Annotated in this window: 15 protein-coding genes; 7 read left to right on the forward strand and 8 right to left on the reverse strand. The window is 68.7% G+C overall.

The window, feature by feature from the left end; translation table 11 throughout:
• Nucleotides 1-28 precede the first annotated feature (28 nt).
• The 3 genes from WFM69_RS06415 (at nt 29) to WFM69_RS06425 (ending at nt 2249) form a co-directional block, all read left to right on the forward strand.
• The gene (locus tag WFM69_RS06415; RefSeq protein WP_337002822.1) at nt 29-625 is read left to right on the forward strand and encodes a TetR/AcrR family transcriptional regulator; all 597 of its coding nucleotides are present in this window, start codon (nt 29-31) and stop codon (nt 623-625) included.
• Between the two features lie 86 nt (nt 626-711).
• Nucleotides 712-1518, forward strand: coding sequence for an ABC transporter ATP-binding protein (locus WFM69_RS06420; protein WP_337002824.1), 807 nt, complete (start codon nt 712-714; stop codon nt 1516-1518).
• The gene (locus WFM69_RS06425) at nt 1515-2249 is read left to right on the forward strand and encodes an ABC transporter permease (protein ID WP_337002826.1); all 735 of its coding nucleotides are present in this window, start codon (nt 1515-1517) and stop codon (nt 2247-2249) included. The genes WFM69_RS06420 and WFM69_RS06425 overlap by 4 nt, the downstream gene beginning before the upstream one ends.
• A 21-nt stretch (nt 2250-2270) precedes the next feature.
• Here the strand turns inward: WFM69_RS06425 and hrpB are convergent, their stop codons facing one another.
• From hrpB to WFM69_RS06450, 5 genes are all read right to left on the reverse strand, one after another.
• The gene (hrpB, locus tag WFM69_RS06430) at nt 2271-4826 is read right to left on the reverse strand and encodes an ATP-dependent helicase HrpB (protein ID WP_337002828.1); all 2556 of its coding nucleotides are present in this window, start codon (nt 4824-4826) and stop codon (nt 2271-2273) included.
• Nucleotides 4827-5039: 213 nt separating this feature from the next.
• The gene (locus tag WFM69_RS06435; RefSeq protein WP_337002830.1) at nt 5040-6641 is read right to left on the reverse strand and encodes an SPFH domain-containing protein; all 1602 of its coding nucleotides are present in this window, start codon (nt 6639-6641) and stop codon (nt 5040-5042) included.
• A 163-nt stretch (nt 6642-6804) separates the two neighbouring features.
• Nucleotides 6805-7233: a MarR family winged helix-turn-helix transcriptional regulator gene (locus WFM69_RS06440; RefSeq protein WP_337002832.1), complete on the reverse strand. Its 429-nt coding sequence runs from the start codon at nt 7231-7233 to the stop codon at nt 6805-6807.
• A gap of 194 nt (nt 7234-7427) precedes the next feature.
• Entirely contained in the window at nt 7428-8063 is a 636-nt protein-coding gene (locus WFM69_RS06445; protein ID WP_337002834.1) for a DsbA family oxidoreductase, read from the reverse strand.
• Nucleotides 8060-9532, reverse strand: a complete 1473-nt coding sequence (locus tag WFM69_RS06450) for an MDR family MFS transporter (RefSeq protein WP_337002836.1) — start codon at nt 9530-9532, stop codon at nt 8060-8062. The genes WFM69_RS06445 and WFM69_RS06450 overlap by 4 nt, the downstream gene beginning before the upstream one ends.
• Nucleotides 9533-9603: 71 nt before the next feature.
• On the opposite strand from WFM69_RS06450, the gene WFM69_RS06455 reads away from it, so the two are divergent.
• The gene (locus WFM69_RS06455) at nt 9604-10233 is read left to right on the forward strand and encodes a TetR/AcrR family transcriptional regulator (protein ID WP_337002838.1); all 630 of its coding nucleotides are present in this window, start codon (nt 9604-9606) and stop codon (nt 10231-10233) included.
• Nucleotides 10230-10826, forward strand: a complete 597-nt coding sequence (locus WFM69_RS06460) for a class I SAM-dependent methyltransferase (RefSeq protein ID WP_337002840.1) — start codon at nt 10230-10232, stop codon at nt 10824-10826. The genes WFM69_RS06455 and WFM69_RS06460 overlap by 4 nt, the downstream gene beginning before the upstream one ends.
• Here WFM69_RS06460 and WFM69_RS06465 read toward each other — a convergent pair.
• Nucleotides 10816-11781, reverse strand: coding sequence for a bile acid:sodium symporter (locus WFM69_RS06465; protein WP_337002842.1), 966 nt, complete (start codon nt 11779-11781; stop codon nt 10816-10818). The genes WFM69_RS06460 and WFM69_RS06465 overlap by 11 nt on opposite strands.
• A 108-nt stretch (nt 11782-11889) precedes the next feature.
• Between WFM69_RS06465 and WFM69_RS06470 the strand changes: the two genes are divergently transcribed.
• Together WFM69_RS06470 and WFM69_RS06475 are read left to right on the forward strand one after the other, a co-directional pair.
• Nucleotides 11890-12576, forward strand: a complete 687-nt coding sequence (locus WFM69_RS06470) for a GntR family transcriptional regulator (RefSeq protein WP_337002844.1) — start codon at nt 11890-11892, stop codon at nt 12574-12576.
• A 131-nt stretch (nt 12577-12707) separates the two neighbouring features.
• Nucleotides 12708-13358: a GntR family transcriptional regulator gene (locus tag WFM69_RS06475; RefSeq protein ID WP_337002846.1), complete on the forward strand. Its 651-nt coding sequence runs from the start codon at nt 12708-12710 to the stop codon at nt 13356-13358.
• Between the two features lie 103 nt (nt 13359-13461).
• Here WFM69_RS06475 and WFM69_RS06480 read toward each other — a convergent pair whose 3' ends face one another.
• Both WFM69_RS06480 and WFM69_RS06485 read right to left on the reverse strand, forming a co-directional pair.
• The gene (locus WFM69_RS06480) at nt 13462-15009 is read right to left on the reverse strand and encodes an amino acid permease (protein WP_337002848.1); all 1548 of its coding nucleotides are present in this window, start codon (nt 15007-15009) and stop codon (nt 13462-13464) included.
• A 138-nt stretch (nt 15010-15147) separates the two neighbouring features.
• On the reverse strand, nt 15148-15576 hold the full coding sequence (locus WFM69_RS06485) for a hypothetical protein (protein WP_337002850.1): 429 nt from the start codon (nt 15574-15576) through the stop codon (nt 15148-15150).
• Nucleotides 15577-15597 lie beyond the last annotated feature (21 nt).

Below are 15597 nucleotides of genomic sequence, written 5' to 3' on the forward strand. Positions count from 1 at the left end.
TCACGCCAGAAGTCGTAGGCTGGCGGGCATGACCGAGCAGAAGGCGCCGCGTCGGCGTGGCCGCCCCCGCGGCGGCACCGATTCGCGGGCGCGCATCATCGGCGCCGCGGTCGACGAGTTCGGCGAGCAGGGCTACGACGGAGCGACGATCCGATCGATCGCGGCCCGCGCCGGGGTGGATTCGGCACTCGTGCACCACTACTTCGGCACCAAGGCCGATCTGTTCGCCGAGGCCGTGGGCATCCCGCTGCGGCCGGACATCGACGTGCCCGAGATCCTCGCGGGGCCGCGTGACGATGTCGGTGAACGGCTGATCAGATACGTGCTGGAGGCTTTTGAGCAGCCGGAGGTGCGGCGGCGTGGTGTGATGCTGCTCCGCACGGCGCTCGGAAGCAAGGTCACGACGCCGCTTTTGGCCGGATTCCTCTCGCGCGAGCTCCTGACCCGGGTGGCCCGGCGCCTGGACGTCGACGATGCCGAGCTGCGGGCCGCGCTGGTGGCGTCGCAGATCGCCGGGATGCTGATCGCCCGCTACGTGGTCCGGTTGCCCGTGCTCACGGGGGCGACGGTCGACGAGCTCGTCGCGCGCGTCGGTCCGACCGTGCAGCGCTACCTGTTCGACTGAGTGCGCGGTCCCCGGAGCCCCGTGCTGCCCCGACAGGGCAGGGGCGCCCGTTGACGGAATCGACGTCGAAGCGGATAATTCATCGCATGATGAATAACTCGGCGGTGGAGATCTCGCAACTGCGCGTGGAGCGCGGCAGCACACAGGTCTTCGACGGTGTCGATCTCACGATCCCGCGCGGCCAGATCACCGGGCTGCTGGGTCCTTCCGGGTGCGGCAAGACGACCTTGATGCGCTCGATCGTGGGCGTGCAACGGGTCGCTTCGGGGCAGATCACGGTGCTGGGTGAACCGGGAGGATCCCGCCAGCTCCGGCACCGTGTCGCCTACGGCACGCAGGGCGCCGCGGTCTACGGCGACCTGACCGTGCGACAGAACCTCGCCTACCTCGCCGCGCTCTTGAAGGCTCCGAAGGGCGACGTCGGCCGCGTCATCGACGAGGTGGGGCTGCGTGCGCAAGCGGGTCAGTTGGTCGAATCGCTCAGCGGCGGTCAGGCGAGCCGGGTCTCGTTGGCGATGGCCTTGATCGGATCCCCCGAGCTGGTGGTGCTCGACGAGCCGACGGTCGGACTCGACCCCGTGCTGCGGGTGGAGCTGTGGGAACTGTTCCGCGGGCTCGCCGACCGAGGCGTGACCATGATCGTGTCGAGCCACGTGATGGACGAGGCGCTGCGGTGCGATCGACTGCTGCTCATGCGCACGGGGCGCATCATCGCCGACACGACTCCGACCGCGTTGCTCGCCGACACCGGCACCACCGATCCCGATGCCGCGTTCCTCGCCCTGATCGAACGCGACCGCGCGTCGGAGGATCATGCGACCCCAGGAGCGGGAGGTCCCACACGCCGATCGCGCCGAGAAGCCCGCACGCACCACGAGGAGGTCGGGGAATGAACGGCCGCCGTATGTTCGCGACCGCCGGACGCGTGCTCGCCCAGCTGCGCCACGACCCGCGGTCGATCGCACTGATGCTGGTCGCGCCGAGCCTGCTCGTGGGACTCTTCGCGTGGTTGTTCAGCGACCAGGAGGGTGTCTTCGACCAGTTCGGCGGGGCGATCCTGGCGCTGTTCCCGTTCATCGTGATGTTCCTCATCACGTCGATCACGACCCTCCGCGAACGCCGGTCCGGCACTCTCGAACGGCTCATGACGACGCCGCTCGAGAAGGCCGACTTCATCCTCGGCTACGCGCTCGCGTTCGGGCTGATGGCGCTGCTGCAGGCGGTCATCACCGTGTCGTTCGCGGTCGGAGTGTGCGGGCTCGACGTGGACGGGCCGCTGTGGCAGCTGGGACTGGTCGCGATCGTCGATGCGCTTCTCGGCACGGCTCTCGGACTGCTGGCGAGTGCATTCGCGCAGACCGAGTTCCAGGCGGTGCAGTTCATGCCGCTGCTGGTGTTCCCGCAGATCATCCTCGGCGGACTGTTCATGCCGCGCGACCAGATGCCCGACGTGCTGCATGCGATCTCGGACTGGCTGCCGCTCAGCTACGCCATCGACACGATCAACGCGGTCACGGCGGGCGATGAGGGGTGGGACGTGTTCGGGCCGCTGCTGATCGTGCTGGGGTTCGCGGTGGGAGCCCTCATCCTCGCCTCGCTCACTCTCCGCCGTCGCACCCGCTGAGTCGCCGACCCGGGGCGCTACTCAGCGGCCGGCGCGGTTCTTGGTGTGCCTGGTGGGCGCCGCCGCCCACGGATCCTCCGGCCAGGGGTGTCGCGGGTAGCGTCCGCGCATCTCGGCGCGCACCTGCCCGTACGGGCCGGACCAGAACGAGGCGAGGTCGTCGGTGACTGCGAGCGGACGACCCGCGGGCGACAGGAGGTGGAACAGCACCGGCACCCGGCCGTCGACCAGGCGGGGAGTCTCTGCCCAGCCGAAGCACTCCTGCAGCTTCACGGCGACGACGGGGCGTGCGGTCGGGTCGCCGTCGGGTTCCGGGTAGGCGATGCGGATGCGGGATCCGCTGGGTACTTCCAGGCGCTCGGGGACCAGCTCGTCGAAACGGGTCGCATCGGGCCAGGGCAGCAGGCGGCGCAGCGCCGAGGCGAGGTCCAATCGTGCGGCGGGGGTGCCGGCGGCCAGGGCATCGAGCTCGGGCGCCAGCCACGCATCGAGGTTCTCGACCAGGCCGGCATCCGACACCTCGGGCCAAGGCGCGCCGAGTTCGCGCCGGAGCAGGGCCAATCGGCGGCGCAGGGCATCGGCGCCCTCCGACCAGGTGAACACTCCGAGCCCATCGCGGCGGAGTGCTCGACGCACGGCATCCCGCCCCTCTTCGGCCGATGCCCGCACGGGAGCCGAGGTGCGCAGAATCGCGCCGATCCGACGTTCGCGTCGCGCCTGCACGCGACCGCCGACGAACTCGGCCTCGACGCGGTCGGTCATCAGGTGGCTCGCTGCCTGTTCCCGCTGCGCGTCGGTGAGCGTCGCGGCAGAGCGGATGAGAGCGCCGGACCCTGCTGTCGCGCGCGAGGAGACGCGGGTGACATCGGCGACGGCGAGCCATTCGACGGAGGCGAGCGGGCCGCGCAACCCGGCACGGGTGCCGGATGCCAGCAGGAACGTCGCGCCGTCGCCGGTGTGCTCGACGCGGTGCGCGATCCGCTCCGGGAAGGCCAGAGCGATCACGAGGCCGACGCCGTCGAGGTCCGACTGGACACCCGGTGTCGGGCGGACCAGGTGCTCGAGGCGATTCGCGTCCTCGCGCCAGCGGCGGGCTTCCGGTGTCCGACCGCCCCGCAGCGCGATGAGGGACTGCGCCACGTCGGCCTCCGGGATGCGCAGATCGCCGCCGAGGACGGCCACGACCTCGGCCGCGAGCCGGCGCCCCACCGTCGTGCTGCCGTCGCGGAGAGCGCGGGCGAGGCGAGGATCGGTCGGGATGCGGGCCAGGGCGCGGCCCTCCGCGGTCGCGCGACCCTCGTCGTCGATCGCCCCGAGCCCGCGCAGGGTCACGAGAGCGTCGGCCAGGTTCTCGGCGGGAAGCGGGTCGATCATCCGCAGTCCGCGTCTGCCCGGGGCGCCCCAGCAGGCGAGCAACAGGGCGGCGTCGGCGAGGTCGATCACCGCGATCTCGGGCATGGGTCGGGCGGGAGCGGCGGCGTAGGAGCGCTCGTCGACACAGCGGATGACGGTGCCGGCGCCCTGACGGGTGGCGCGTCCCGCGCGTTGGACGCAGGACGAGCGGGAAGCGGCGGCGGTGACCAGGCCCGTCATGCCGCGGGCGGCATCGCGCTGCGGATACCGGGACAAGCAGGAGTCCACGACCATCCGCACGCCCGGCACCGTGAGTGAGGACTCCGCGACGGATGTCGTGACGATGATGCGCGGGCGGTCCTTCGCGGTGCGACCGCGGATCACGGCGTCCTGCTCGGCCGGGGGGATCTGGCCGTGCAGCTCCCGCACATCGAAGGCGTCGGTCGTGCTGCGGATGCGGCGGGCGATCTCCGATACCTCGCGGGCGCCCGGGGCGAAGACCAGCACATCGGCGGCCGGGTCTTCGCGGATCAGGTCCAGGGCGGCCGAGGTCGTGACCCGTGCGACGTGATCGAGGAAACCCCGGGTGACTCCGCGCTCGTCGAGGCGTGACACGGGGCTCGGTGCCCAGCGCTCGGTGAGCGAGAAAGCGGGGACATCATGGTCGACGATCGGGGCGGGGGAGGCGTCGGTGCCGATGACCGTGGCGATGCGCGCCGCGTCGAGGGTGGCGGACATGGCGACGACCACGAGGTCGTCTCGCAGCTCGCGGACTTCGGACAGCAGGCCGATGAGGAGGTCGGTCTCGAGTGCCCGCTCGTGCACCTCGTCGACGATCACGGCATCGACGCCGTCGAGACCCGGGTCGTCGAGCATCCGGCGCAGCAGCACGCCGGCGGTGACGAACTCGATCTGCGTCTCGGGTCCCGTGGCGCGCTCGCCGCGGACGGTGAAGCCCACGCGGGAGCCGAGGGGGCTGCCGTCGAGGTGGGCGAGGCGGCGGGCGGCGGCGCGGGCGGCGACCCGGCGCGGCTGGGTGACGATCACGCGACCGCGGGATCGTGAGGCGATGAGTGGTGGCACGAGCGTGGTCTTGCCTGTGCCCGGCGGCGCGGTCACGACGACCGATCCGCTCGCGTCGAGTGCCGACGAGAGCTCGTCGAGCGCGGCTGCGAACGACAGCCCGGCACCGATGGCGGCGAGGTCGAAGGCGGCGGACGTCATCCGTCCAGTCTGCCCGGTCGGGTGGAGGCCGGGAGCCGTTCACGACTCAGGACGTCTGCGCCCGAGTCTGCACGAACTGACCGCCCGATGCGCCGTTGCCGCTGGATCTCCTGAGTTGTGAACGGCCGAAGGATGAAGCTCGTGAAACAGCGGATGCCGCGACCGGATCGGCCGCGGCATCCGCTGTGTGGGGACTGCTCCGCTGTGTGGCGACTACTCCGCTGCGGGAGCGGCCGCGGGAGCCGGGGCGGGCGCGGCGGCCGCAGCCGCCTTGCGCTTCGGTGCCGGTGGTGTCGCCGCGGCCACGCCCTCTCCGATCCCTCGACCCACGGCCTGCCCCTGGATGATGCCGGCCAGGTCGAGGCCCGTCGCCGAGTGGACGCTGTCGAACACCGAGGCGAGAGCCTTGGCGTTGTCGGCACCGACCACGTTCGAGGCGCCGTCTTCGCCGGAGCCTCCGATGATCGACACGTTTCCGATCGCGGCGTAGCCCTTGGAGAACTCGGCCATGATCGACGGCAGCACCTCGAGCACGCGCTGCGAGAGGAACGCGTCCTGGTTCGAGGCGATGGCCTTCGCTTCGGCTTCGAGGGCAGCCGCGCGGGCGTCACCCTCGGCACGGATGGCGTCGGCTTCGGCGTTGGCGCGCAGGCGGCGGGCTTCGGCCTCGGCTTCGGCCTGTGCGCGGAGGGCGTTCGCCTCACCGCTGGCCTTCGCGATCGCCGCGGCTGCCTCACCTTCGGCGCGTGCCTTGTCGGCCTGGGCCTGCTGTTCGGCGATGCGGGTGCGGGCCTCTGCCTGCTTGACCTGCTCGATCGCGGCGGCCTCGGCGGCGCGCTCACGGGTGTACAGCTCGGCCTGGGCGCGGGTCTCGGCCTCGTACCGCTGCGCGTCGGCGACGCGCTTCACGTCGGCGTCGAGCTGGGCCTGCTTGTTCTCGGCCTGCTGCTGCAGAACGGCCTGCTCGGCTTGCGCACGGGCGAGGGCTTCGGCCTGCTCGGCCTCGGCGCGGGCGCGTCCGATGCCGGAGTCGGCGTTGGCCGTGTTCGTGTCGAGCGCGGTCTGCTCGATCAGGTTGGCTTCCTGGTTGGCGATGTTCTTCTGGTTGATCGCGCGGTCGGCATTGGTCTGCGAGATCTCGGCCGACTGACGCTTCGCCTGGATCTCGGGGGCGCCGAGCGACTGGATGTAGCCGACCTTGTCGGTGATGCCCTTGATCTGGAACGAGTCGAGGATGAGGCCCTGCTCGGCGAGCTCCTGCGAGACGTCGGCGGCGATCTGGTCGGAGAACTTCTTGCGCTCGCGCATCAGCTCGACGACCGACAGTGTGGCGACGATGCCGCGGAGCGCACCTTCGAGCTGTTCGGTGGTGAACTGCTCGATGGCCTTGTCCTGCGAGGCGAAGCGCTCGGCGGCACGACGAACCAGGATCGGGTCGGAGCCGATCTTGACGATCGCGACGCCGTCGACGTTGAGGGTCACGCTGTCGAGCGACTGGGCCTCGGCGTTGAGGGAGACCTGGCGGGAGCGCAGTGAGATGATCTCGTGCCGCTGCGTGATCGGGTTCACCAGCGACTTGCCGTTCACGATGACGGTGACGGGCGACTCCGACATCTCGGACCGGCTCGATCCGTCGGCCGAGAGCACGGCCGTCTGCACTCGCTGCTTGCGCCCCGAGATGACGAGGGCTTCGTCGGCGCGGGCGACTTTGATCCAGCTGCGCGCGAACAGCAGCAACACCAGCAGCAGGATGACGGCGACGACGACGGCGATGCCGATGATGACGAGGATGCCGACGATTCCGGCGATCTCCATGGATGACCTCCCTGGTTCCCCCCGAGGGGGCGGTCTCGGGCGCGCCGTGGTGCGCGCCTTCGGTTCCACCCTGCCAGATACGGCGAGGGCGCGTTGAGGCGGCCGTCTTTCCGCGCCGATCAGGAGAGAACTGCGCTGAAGGGAGCGCTGTGCAGGAGGGTGCTCAGCGGGTGCGGAGCTTCTCGGCGAGGTCGCGCAGCGCACGCAGCTCGGCGTCGTCGAGGCGCGACATGCGCTCGGCGATCGAACGTCCGTGCACGGTGGCGAGCGAGCGGAACGCTCTCGCGCCTTCGTCGGTCGCGCGGATGAGGGCCCCGCGGCCGTCGTCGGGGTCGGAGCACTTCGCGACGAGTCCGCGCGTGACCATGCGGTCGACGAGGCGCGAGACGCTGGGCTGGCTGATCAGCATGTTCGAGGTGATGTCGCGCAGCCGCGCGGTCATCTCGGGGGAGCGCGTGACGGTCAGCAGCACGTCGTATTCGGCCTGCCCGAGGTCGCTGTGCTCGAAGTCGGCCATCATCTCCGTGAACAGCTCGTGCTGCGCGCGGAACAGGCTCTCCCATGCCTCCAGGGCGAGCTTGCGATCGGTCATCCTCACAGACTAGTGCGAACAGTAAAGGGCCGGTCGGAGAGGCTCCCGACCGGCCCTTGTCCCTTGCACCAAGAGTGTCCTGCAATCACATGCGGTGGATGCCACAGCAAACATTCACCGTGTGATCACTGTATAACGGCGAGGTAACGAATGCAACGGTTTGGTCACGGAGATCTTCAGCAGACACCGCCGCATCACGTGGAGCGCGCGTGTTCGAGAGCGGCGAGGAAGCCGGCAACGGGCTGCGCGCCGGACAGACCCCAGGTGTCGTCGATGACGAAGAACGGAACGCCCTGTGCGCCGAGTGCACGGGCCCGCGCGATGTCGGCGTCGACTGCTGCCCTGTGGCGCCGGTCTTCGAGCACAGCCCGCGCGGACTCGCGATCCAAACCCGCATCTTCGGCCAGCGCGACGAGTTCGCCGATGCGCCCGACATGCCGCCCTTCGGCGAAGTACGCGGTGAACAGCCGCTCGGTGAGCTCGGCACGCAGGCCCTGCGCACCCGCGTGATGGAGCAGCTCCAGGGCGAGGTGCGAGTTCGTGGGACGGGTGCGATCCGGGTCGTACCCGAGCCCCTCCTCGCCCGTGAGACGGGTGAGCTGATCCATGATCTGCTGCATCCGAGCGGGCTCCATGCCGTGACTGCGGATCTGCGCTTCACGGTCGATGTCGACGGCCGCATGCGGGGTCAGTTCGAACGAATGATGCGCGACCTCGACCTCGCCGTCGAACTGCGCGATGGCGCGGCGCAGGCGAGCGCTGGAGATGTAGCACCAGATGCATTGGACGTCGGACCACACGTCGACGCGGACTGCGGCGCGAGCGCTCATCGGGAGGCCTCCGCACCCTGCTGATCCGGCGCTGCGACGCCAGGCGCAGGACGCCGGAGGAAGAGGGCGAGCACGATGCCGATGGCGCTGATGGCGGCGCCGACGCCGAAAGCGGTACCGACCCCGTCGGCGAGGGCTGCCGTCGGGTCGCTCGCGGTCGCGGCGGCCGATGCCACGGTGAACAGCGTGATGAACAGCGCGGTCCCCGCGGCACCCGATACCTGCTGCAGAGTGTTGACGATCGCGCTGGCGTGCGGATAGAGCTCGGGTGTCACGGAGCCGAGCGCAGTGGTCATCAGCGGCGTCATCATGAGGGCGGTCCCCACGTTCAGCAGCAGGTGCATGCCGATCACGAGTGCGACCGGAGTGCCCGCGCCGAGCGTCGAGAAGGCCAGCATCGCTGCGGTCACGATCGCGGCGCCGGGGACGATCAGTGCTCGCGGCCCGATCTTGTCGTACGCCATGCCGACGAACGGCGCGAGGAGCCCAGACAGAATGCCGCCGGGCAGCAGCATGAGGCCGGCGACGTACGCGGGCTCCCCGAGCACCTGCTGGATGTACAGCGGCAGCAGGATCAGCGAGCCGAACATCGCGATCGACACCACGACCAGCGTCACGGTCGACATCGCGAACGTGCGTCCGGCGAAGACGCGCACATCGAGCAGCACGCGGTCGGTGTCGCGCAGCGCGAGCTGGCGGAGCACCAGGGCGACCAGCGCGAGGATACCGACGACGAGCGGGATCCACACCGGGAGGCCCTCGCTCCCGCCGACCGATTCGCCGATGCTCGCGAGCCCGTAGATCAGACCCGAGAAGCCGACGGCGGACAAGAGGACCGAGAGCACGTCGAAGCGTGCGGGCATCGTCGGAGTGACGTCGCGCAGCCAGACCGCTCCCGCGACGATCGCCAACAGAGCGATGGGGAGCACGATGAGGAACACCCACTGCCAGCCGAGCGTCGAGACGATGACGCCTGACACGGTCGGTCCGAGCGCGGGGGCAGCGGCCGTGACGATCGTGACCAGCCCCATGGTGCGCCCGCGACGTTCCGGGGCGACCAGCTGCATCACGGTCGTGAACAGCAGCGGCAGCATGATCGAGGTTCCCAGCGCCTGCACGATCCGCGCGACGAGCAGCACCTCGAAGGTCGGGGCGAATGCGGCGATCGCCGTGCCGACGGCGAACAGCCCCATTGCCGTGAAGAAGCTGCGCCGCAGGGTGAAGCGCTGCAGCAGCACACCCGTCACCGGGATGACGACGGCCATGGTCAGCATGAAGGCGGTCGTCAGCCACTGTGCCGATGCCGCGCTCACGTCGAAGCTTTCCATGATGTGCGGAATCGCCACTCCCATGGCGGTCTCGTTCAACACCACGACGAATGCCGAGATCAACAGCAGGGCGATCGCCGGCCCGGTGCGAGCGAGTGCGGGCGATGGTGCGGTGGTGGTGGGCTCTGACGTGGTGGGCACGATGGTCTCCTGGCATTGAGTTCGTACTTGGTACTGAGTACCAAGTCTGTACGAGGTGCTAACCTAGCATCATGGCTCGCTATTCCCGAACGCCGTCACCGCCGCCGGACCTGCGCGAACGCCGCCGCCGAGAGCTGGTACGGACGATCGCGGCCGCCGCGGTCGACCTGTTCGAGAAGAACGGATTCGCCGCGACGACGATCGACGACATCGCCGCCGCTGCCGGCGTCTCGCGCACGACGTTCTTCCGGCACTGCGCCACGAAGGAATCGGCCGTGCTCGTCGATGACGCGGGCCTCGAGCAGGAGCTCATCGACGTCGCCGCGGAGGCTTCGGCGACGCACCCGCTCCGCGATCTCGAAGAGGCGTGGGAGGAGATGGCCGAGCTCTTCGACGCCGACACCGATGGACGCGACCGCTTCCTCCGCGTGCGCCGGCTCATGAACGACAACCCGGCGCTGCACGCGGCCGGCCTCGAACGCGACGCGACGCTGACCGCACAGCTCGCCGTCGCGCTCGCCGCACGGCCCGGCCTCTCGCCCCTCGATGCGCACGCCGTCGCCGAGAGCTTCTCGCTCGGCATGCGTCTCACGTTCGATGAGTGGGTGCGTCGCGCAGAGAAGAAGACGGCGCCGCTGCGGGAGATCTACGGTGAGGTCCGCTCCGCCCTCGTCCGAGCCCGGAGAACGGCTACGCGATGAGCGAGCAGTTCGACCGGGACTTCTGGGACGCGCACTGGCGCGAGGGTGGAGACGCGCTTCCGCCCCATCCCGTCCTCGGCGAGATTGCCGGTCTCGATCACGGCACAGCGCTCGAAGCCGGCAGTGGTGAGGGTGCCGAAGCCCGGTGGCTCGCTCGCCAGGGCTGGGCGGTGACCGCGGCCGACATCTCTGCGGAGGCACTCGCACGCGCCGCCGCACGCACCCCGGTCGATGGCCCGCAGATCACCTGGATCGAGGCCGACCTCACGACCTGGCAGCCTGCCCAGGAGTTCGACCTCGTCACCACGTTCTACGCGCATCCGACGATTCCGCAGCTGGACTTCTACGCGCGCATCGCGGAGTGGGTCGCCCCCGGCGGCACCCTCCTGATCGTGGGTCACCACCACGCGCACGGGCACGGCCACGCGCATCCTGACGCGACCGTCGTCGATCCGGCGAGCATCCGTGCATTGCTTCCGCTGGACCTCTGGGACGTGCAGACAGCCGAGGTCCGTGACCGGGAGGTGCGCGGACGCTCCGGTGGGACGACGATGCAGCTGAGTGACGTGATCGTCCGCGCCGTCAGGGCCTGATCGCGCGTGGCACCACAGCGACCATCACCACCATCACGATCAGCTCCACCAGGGTCTGGGTCACGACGACAAGCGGCGTGAGCGCGAACTCCTCCGGCAACGCGAGCGCGAGCGGCAGCACGACCAGGGAGTTGCGGGTCACGCCGCTGAAGACGACGGCGCGACGGCCGGGCGCATCCAGTCGCGCGATCCGTGCCACGAGGGCGCCGAGGGGTGCGATGATCGCGGCGAAGGCGAGGAAGAGCGGAATCGTGACCAGGAGCTGCCCCAGCGACCCGCCGACCGCGAACACCTGGGAGGCGACGACCGTCGCGAGCGTGAGCATCATGAGCGGCACCATCGCTGCGGCGGCCCCGCGTTCGACGACGCGGACGGCCGGGAACCGTGCGCCGAGCAGCTGTGTGAGTGCGGCGAGCCCGAGCGGCAGCACGATCAACAGGAGGAAGGCGTCGACGAAGGGGCGCGCATCGAGTGCGCCGGTCGTCGCCGGGCCGATCATGACGGTCAGGGAGAGGGGCAGCAGCAGGATCTGCAGCAGCATCAGCAGGGGCGTGGCGGCGAGCAGGCGGGAGCGGTCGCCGCCGGCCAGACCGGTGAAGACGATGACGTAGTCGACGCAGGGTGTGAGCAGTACGAGCAGCACCCCGAGGAGGATCGCGCGGTCGTCGGCGACCACCCGACTCAACAGGAACACCACGGCGGGCACCGCCACGAAGTTCAGCACGAGCACGGTACCGAGGAAGCGCCAGTCCGAAAAGGCCCGTCCGATGGCGGTGAACGGCACGCCGAGGAAGGTCACGAACAGCAGCACCCCGAGAAGGGGATTGATGGACGACTCCAGCGAACTCGCCATCCATGGCAGCAGCAGTCCGACGACGGCACCGACCACGATCGAGCCCACGTACAGAGGCACCTGACGCCGCTCTCCCCATGCTGCGATTGCGCGCACCGTCATCGTCCTCTTTCCTGTGATCCGCCTGTCGGCCATGTCCGATGCGATACATTGCAGTGTAGGTAGAACTTCAGGCTCTACTCCGATTCTCGTGCCCCGAGTGGAGGACAAATGGCACTCTCAGGCGGTCCCCTCGAGCGCAGGTCGATGAGCGATGAGGCGTATGCCCGCCTGCAGGACGCGATCATCAGCGGCGAGCTTCGCCCGGGGGAGCGACTGCGCGACTACGAGCTGGCGGAGCGTCTGGGCACGTCGAAGACGCCGATCCGTCATGCGTTGGATCGCTTGGCCGATCACGGTCTGGTCGAGATGCAGCGCAACCGGTACACGCGCGTCGCGCCGATCGACCTGGACCGGGTGCGCAACGCGGTCGACCTGTTCGGTGACATCTGGATCGGCTCTGTCCGTCACGTGATGCCGCTGCTCCAAGACGACGACGTCACTTACCTCGCCGACCTCGCCGGCGAGATGTCGTCCGCGGTCAAGAAGCGCGATGTGGCGGGCTTCGGCATCGCCCTGCGCGCCACTGCCACCGGCTTCGCGCGGATCGAGGGGAACTCTTCGCGCGCCGTCATCATCGAACGCCTCGGACCGCAGATCCGCCGGTTCAGCCAGCACGCGCGGGACGCATTTGACTGGGGCGTCGTCGAAGCGTTCGTCGTCTCCCTCCGTGAGGCCATCTCCGAGCGTGACGCTGTGAAGACCCGTGCTGTCATCGTGACGTTCTTCGACGAGACGTTGGCCGCGACGATCGACCGTGCAGAGGAGCAGGAGCTCACCCGCTTCGACGAAGAGTAGAGGCGCGCCGATCGGCAACCCGCTCAAGGGTGGGATATATTGCCGAGAGGTAGAACTTCACGCTCTACCAGTCGACGAACCGAGCGGAGCGCGCTGTGACACTCTCTGGCGGACCTCTTGAGCGCAGGTCCATGAGCGACGAGGCCTATGCCCGTCTGCAGGAAGCGATCATCAGCGGTGAGCTTCGCCCCGGCGAGCTTCTCCGCGACTACGAGCTCGCGGAGCGACTGGGGACGTCGAAGACGCCGATCCGGCATGCGCTGGATCGGCTCGCCGATCACGGTCTGGTGGAGATGCAGCGCAACCGGTTCACGCGGGTCGCGCCAATCGATCTGGAACGTGTGCGCAATGCCGTGGACTTGTTCGGTGACATCTGGATCGGCTCCGTGCGCCACGTGATGCCGCTGTTGCAGGACGACGACGTCGCCTACCTCACCGACCTTGCTGACGACCTGTCGAAGGCCGTCGAAGCGCACGAGATGATCGGTTTCGGCACTGCGCTGCGCGGCATGGCCATCGGCTTCGCTCGGATCGAGGGCAACGCGTCTCGGGTCTCGATCATCGAGGTCCTTGGACCGCAGATCCGCCGATTCGGGCAGCACTCACGCGAGGCGTTCGACTGGGATGCGGTCGCGGCGGCCGTGTCCGGTATCCGGGGCGCGATCCAGCAGCGAGACGCCGACACCACCCGGTCTGTGCTCGTGGCGCTCTTCGACGACGTGCTCCCCGCGGCCATCGATCGGGCATCGACCCAGGAGGGCGCCTCACTCGACGCGGGCTGAACTCGCTCGCGACGGCGTGCCCGCGAACGCCTTGGCACACGAGCGCGCCGCCCGCATCACACGCGTGGTGTGGTGCGGGCGGCGCCAGTGATTCATGATCGCCTCAGGACACCTCGTCGCTGAGCTCGCTGTTCATGATCGTGGTCACCACCCCGGTCGTCCGGAGTTCCTTGAGCTGCATGATCCGTGGCTTGGCGAGGAACCAACCGCCGATCAGCAGTGGCACGATGATCACGAGGGTGCCTACCGTCCAGGTGCCGGTCGGATAGTCGAGAGCCATCAGCACGATCACCGATGCCAGGAACGCGAGCGTCAAGTATGAGGTGAATGGCGCTCCGAAAAGGCGGAAGGCCGGGCGCACCGCGCGTCCCTGCTTCGCCCACTTCTGCAGGCGCAGCTGACACAGGATGATCGTCGCCCACGCAGCGATGATGCCGAGTGCGGCCATGTTCAGGACGATCTCGAACGCATCCTCGGGTACGACGGCGTTCAAGATCACGCCGATCAAGGCGAAGCCCGCGGTGAACAGGATGCCCGCGATTGGCACGCCGCGCTTGCTCATCATGCCGGTCACGCGCGGGGCGGCCCCCGACGCCGCGAGGGAGTGAAACACCCGGCCCGTCGAGTACAGTCCGGCATTGAGGCCGGAGACCGCCGCGGTGATGACGACGAAGTTCATCACGCTTCCCGCGAGGGCGCCGATGCCGGGGCCGCCGATGTGTGAGAAGAAGGTCACGAACGGGCTCTCGCCGGCCTGGTACACCGTGTAGGGCAGCAGCAGCGCGAGCAGCAGCACCGAGCCCACGTAGAAGACGCCGATGCGGAGGATGACCGAGTTGACGGCGCGTGGCATCTGCTTCGCGGGGTCCTTCGTCTCGCCCGCGGCCGTGCCGATCAGCTCGATCGATGCGTACGCGAACACGACGCCTTGCATGACGATCACGGCGGGGAGCACGCCTTCAGGCATGAAGCCACCGTGTTCGGCGAGCATCTGCAACCCGGTCGGGCCCTGGTCGGTCTGCCATCCGGCGGCGAGGAACAGGACACCGAGCACCAAGAAGATGACGAGCGCGGCGACCTTGATGATCGAGAACCAGAACTCCATCTCGCCGAACAGCCGCACCGACGCCACGTTGAGCCCGACGACGACGACCAGGGCGATCAGCGCGAGCAGCCACTGCGGCACGAGTTCGAACATCGACCAGTAGTGGATGTAAAGCGCGACAGCGGTGGAATCGACGATCGCGACCATGCCCCAGTTGAGGAGGTAGAGCCACCCGGCGGCGAAGGCGAGCTTCTCGCCGTAGAACTCGCGTGCGTACGAGATGAACGACCCGGACGACGGGCGGTGGATGACCAGCTCGCCCAGGGCGCGGAGGATGAAGAACGCGAAGATACCGCACACCAGGTACGACACGGCGAGCAGGGGCCCGGCCGAGTTCAGGCGTCCACCCGCGCCCATGAACAGGCCGGTGCCGATCGCGCCGCCGATGGCGATCATCTGCAGGTGCCGCGGCTTGAGCGACTTCTGATATCCCGCCTGCTCATGGGAGAAGTCCTGCACCGCGGACGTCACATCACCGAGTCGTTCACGGTCGTTCTCGCGGGCGGGGGCGGTGTCTTCCACCCATCCCTTTCCAGAGTTCGTCATTGAGTCTCCTGTCTGATGAGCCGGGCGCGCACAGCGTGTGCGATGTTCGATGAGGAGTGGCCCGGCGCACAACGATGTTGTACGAGGTAAAATGTTATGCGAATTTCGGAGACGGGCCGATATACACGATTCGGTGACCTACTGGTTGAGCCAGAGCTGGGCTTCTTCCAGTTCGCTCTTGTGCTCGGCGATGAAGTCCTGCTCCAGGTCGGTGAAGGTGGCGATGAGGCGCGGTTCATAGTCCATGTCCGCGGCGCAGTCGAAGTCTGCGGTGGCCCGGGCCACCTCTTCGCCCTTGAGCTTGACGACAGCGGGATCCTCGGTGACCAGCGACGGGTCCCACGACGCGAATCTCTGCTTCTTGATGAGGTCTTCGACCTTCTCGGAGAGATCGCCCGGATCTCCGGGGTTGCGCTGTCCCGTGTAGCCGTCTTCCCTCATGCACGAACTCCACTCGTCATACAACGCAGTGACCCGCGGATTGGTGTAGAGCGATGACCGGAACTTCTCGGCCCCGCCCAGAATGGCCGGCTCTTTCTGGTCCGCAGTTGGACGCGCGTCGAGCACGCTCCTTCCGACGCAGCCTTG

It is taken from the genome of Microbacterium sp. LB12 (assembly GCF_037150835.1).
Taxonomy (GTDB): domain Bacteria; phylum Actinomycetota; class Actinomycetes; order Actinomycetales; family Microbacteriaceae; genus Microbacterium.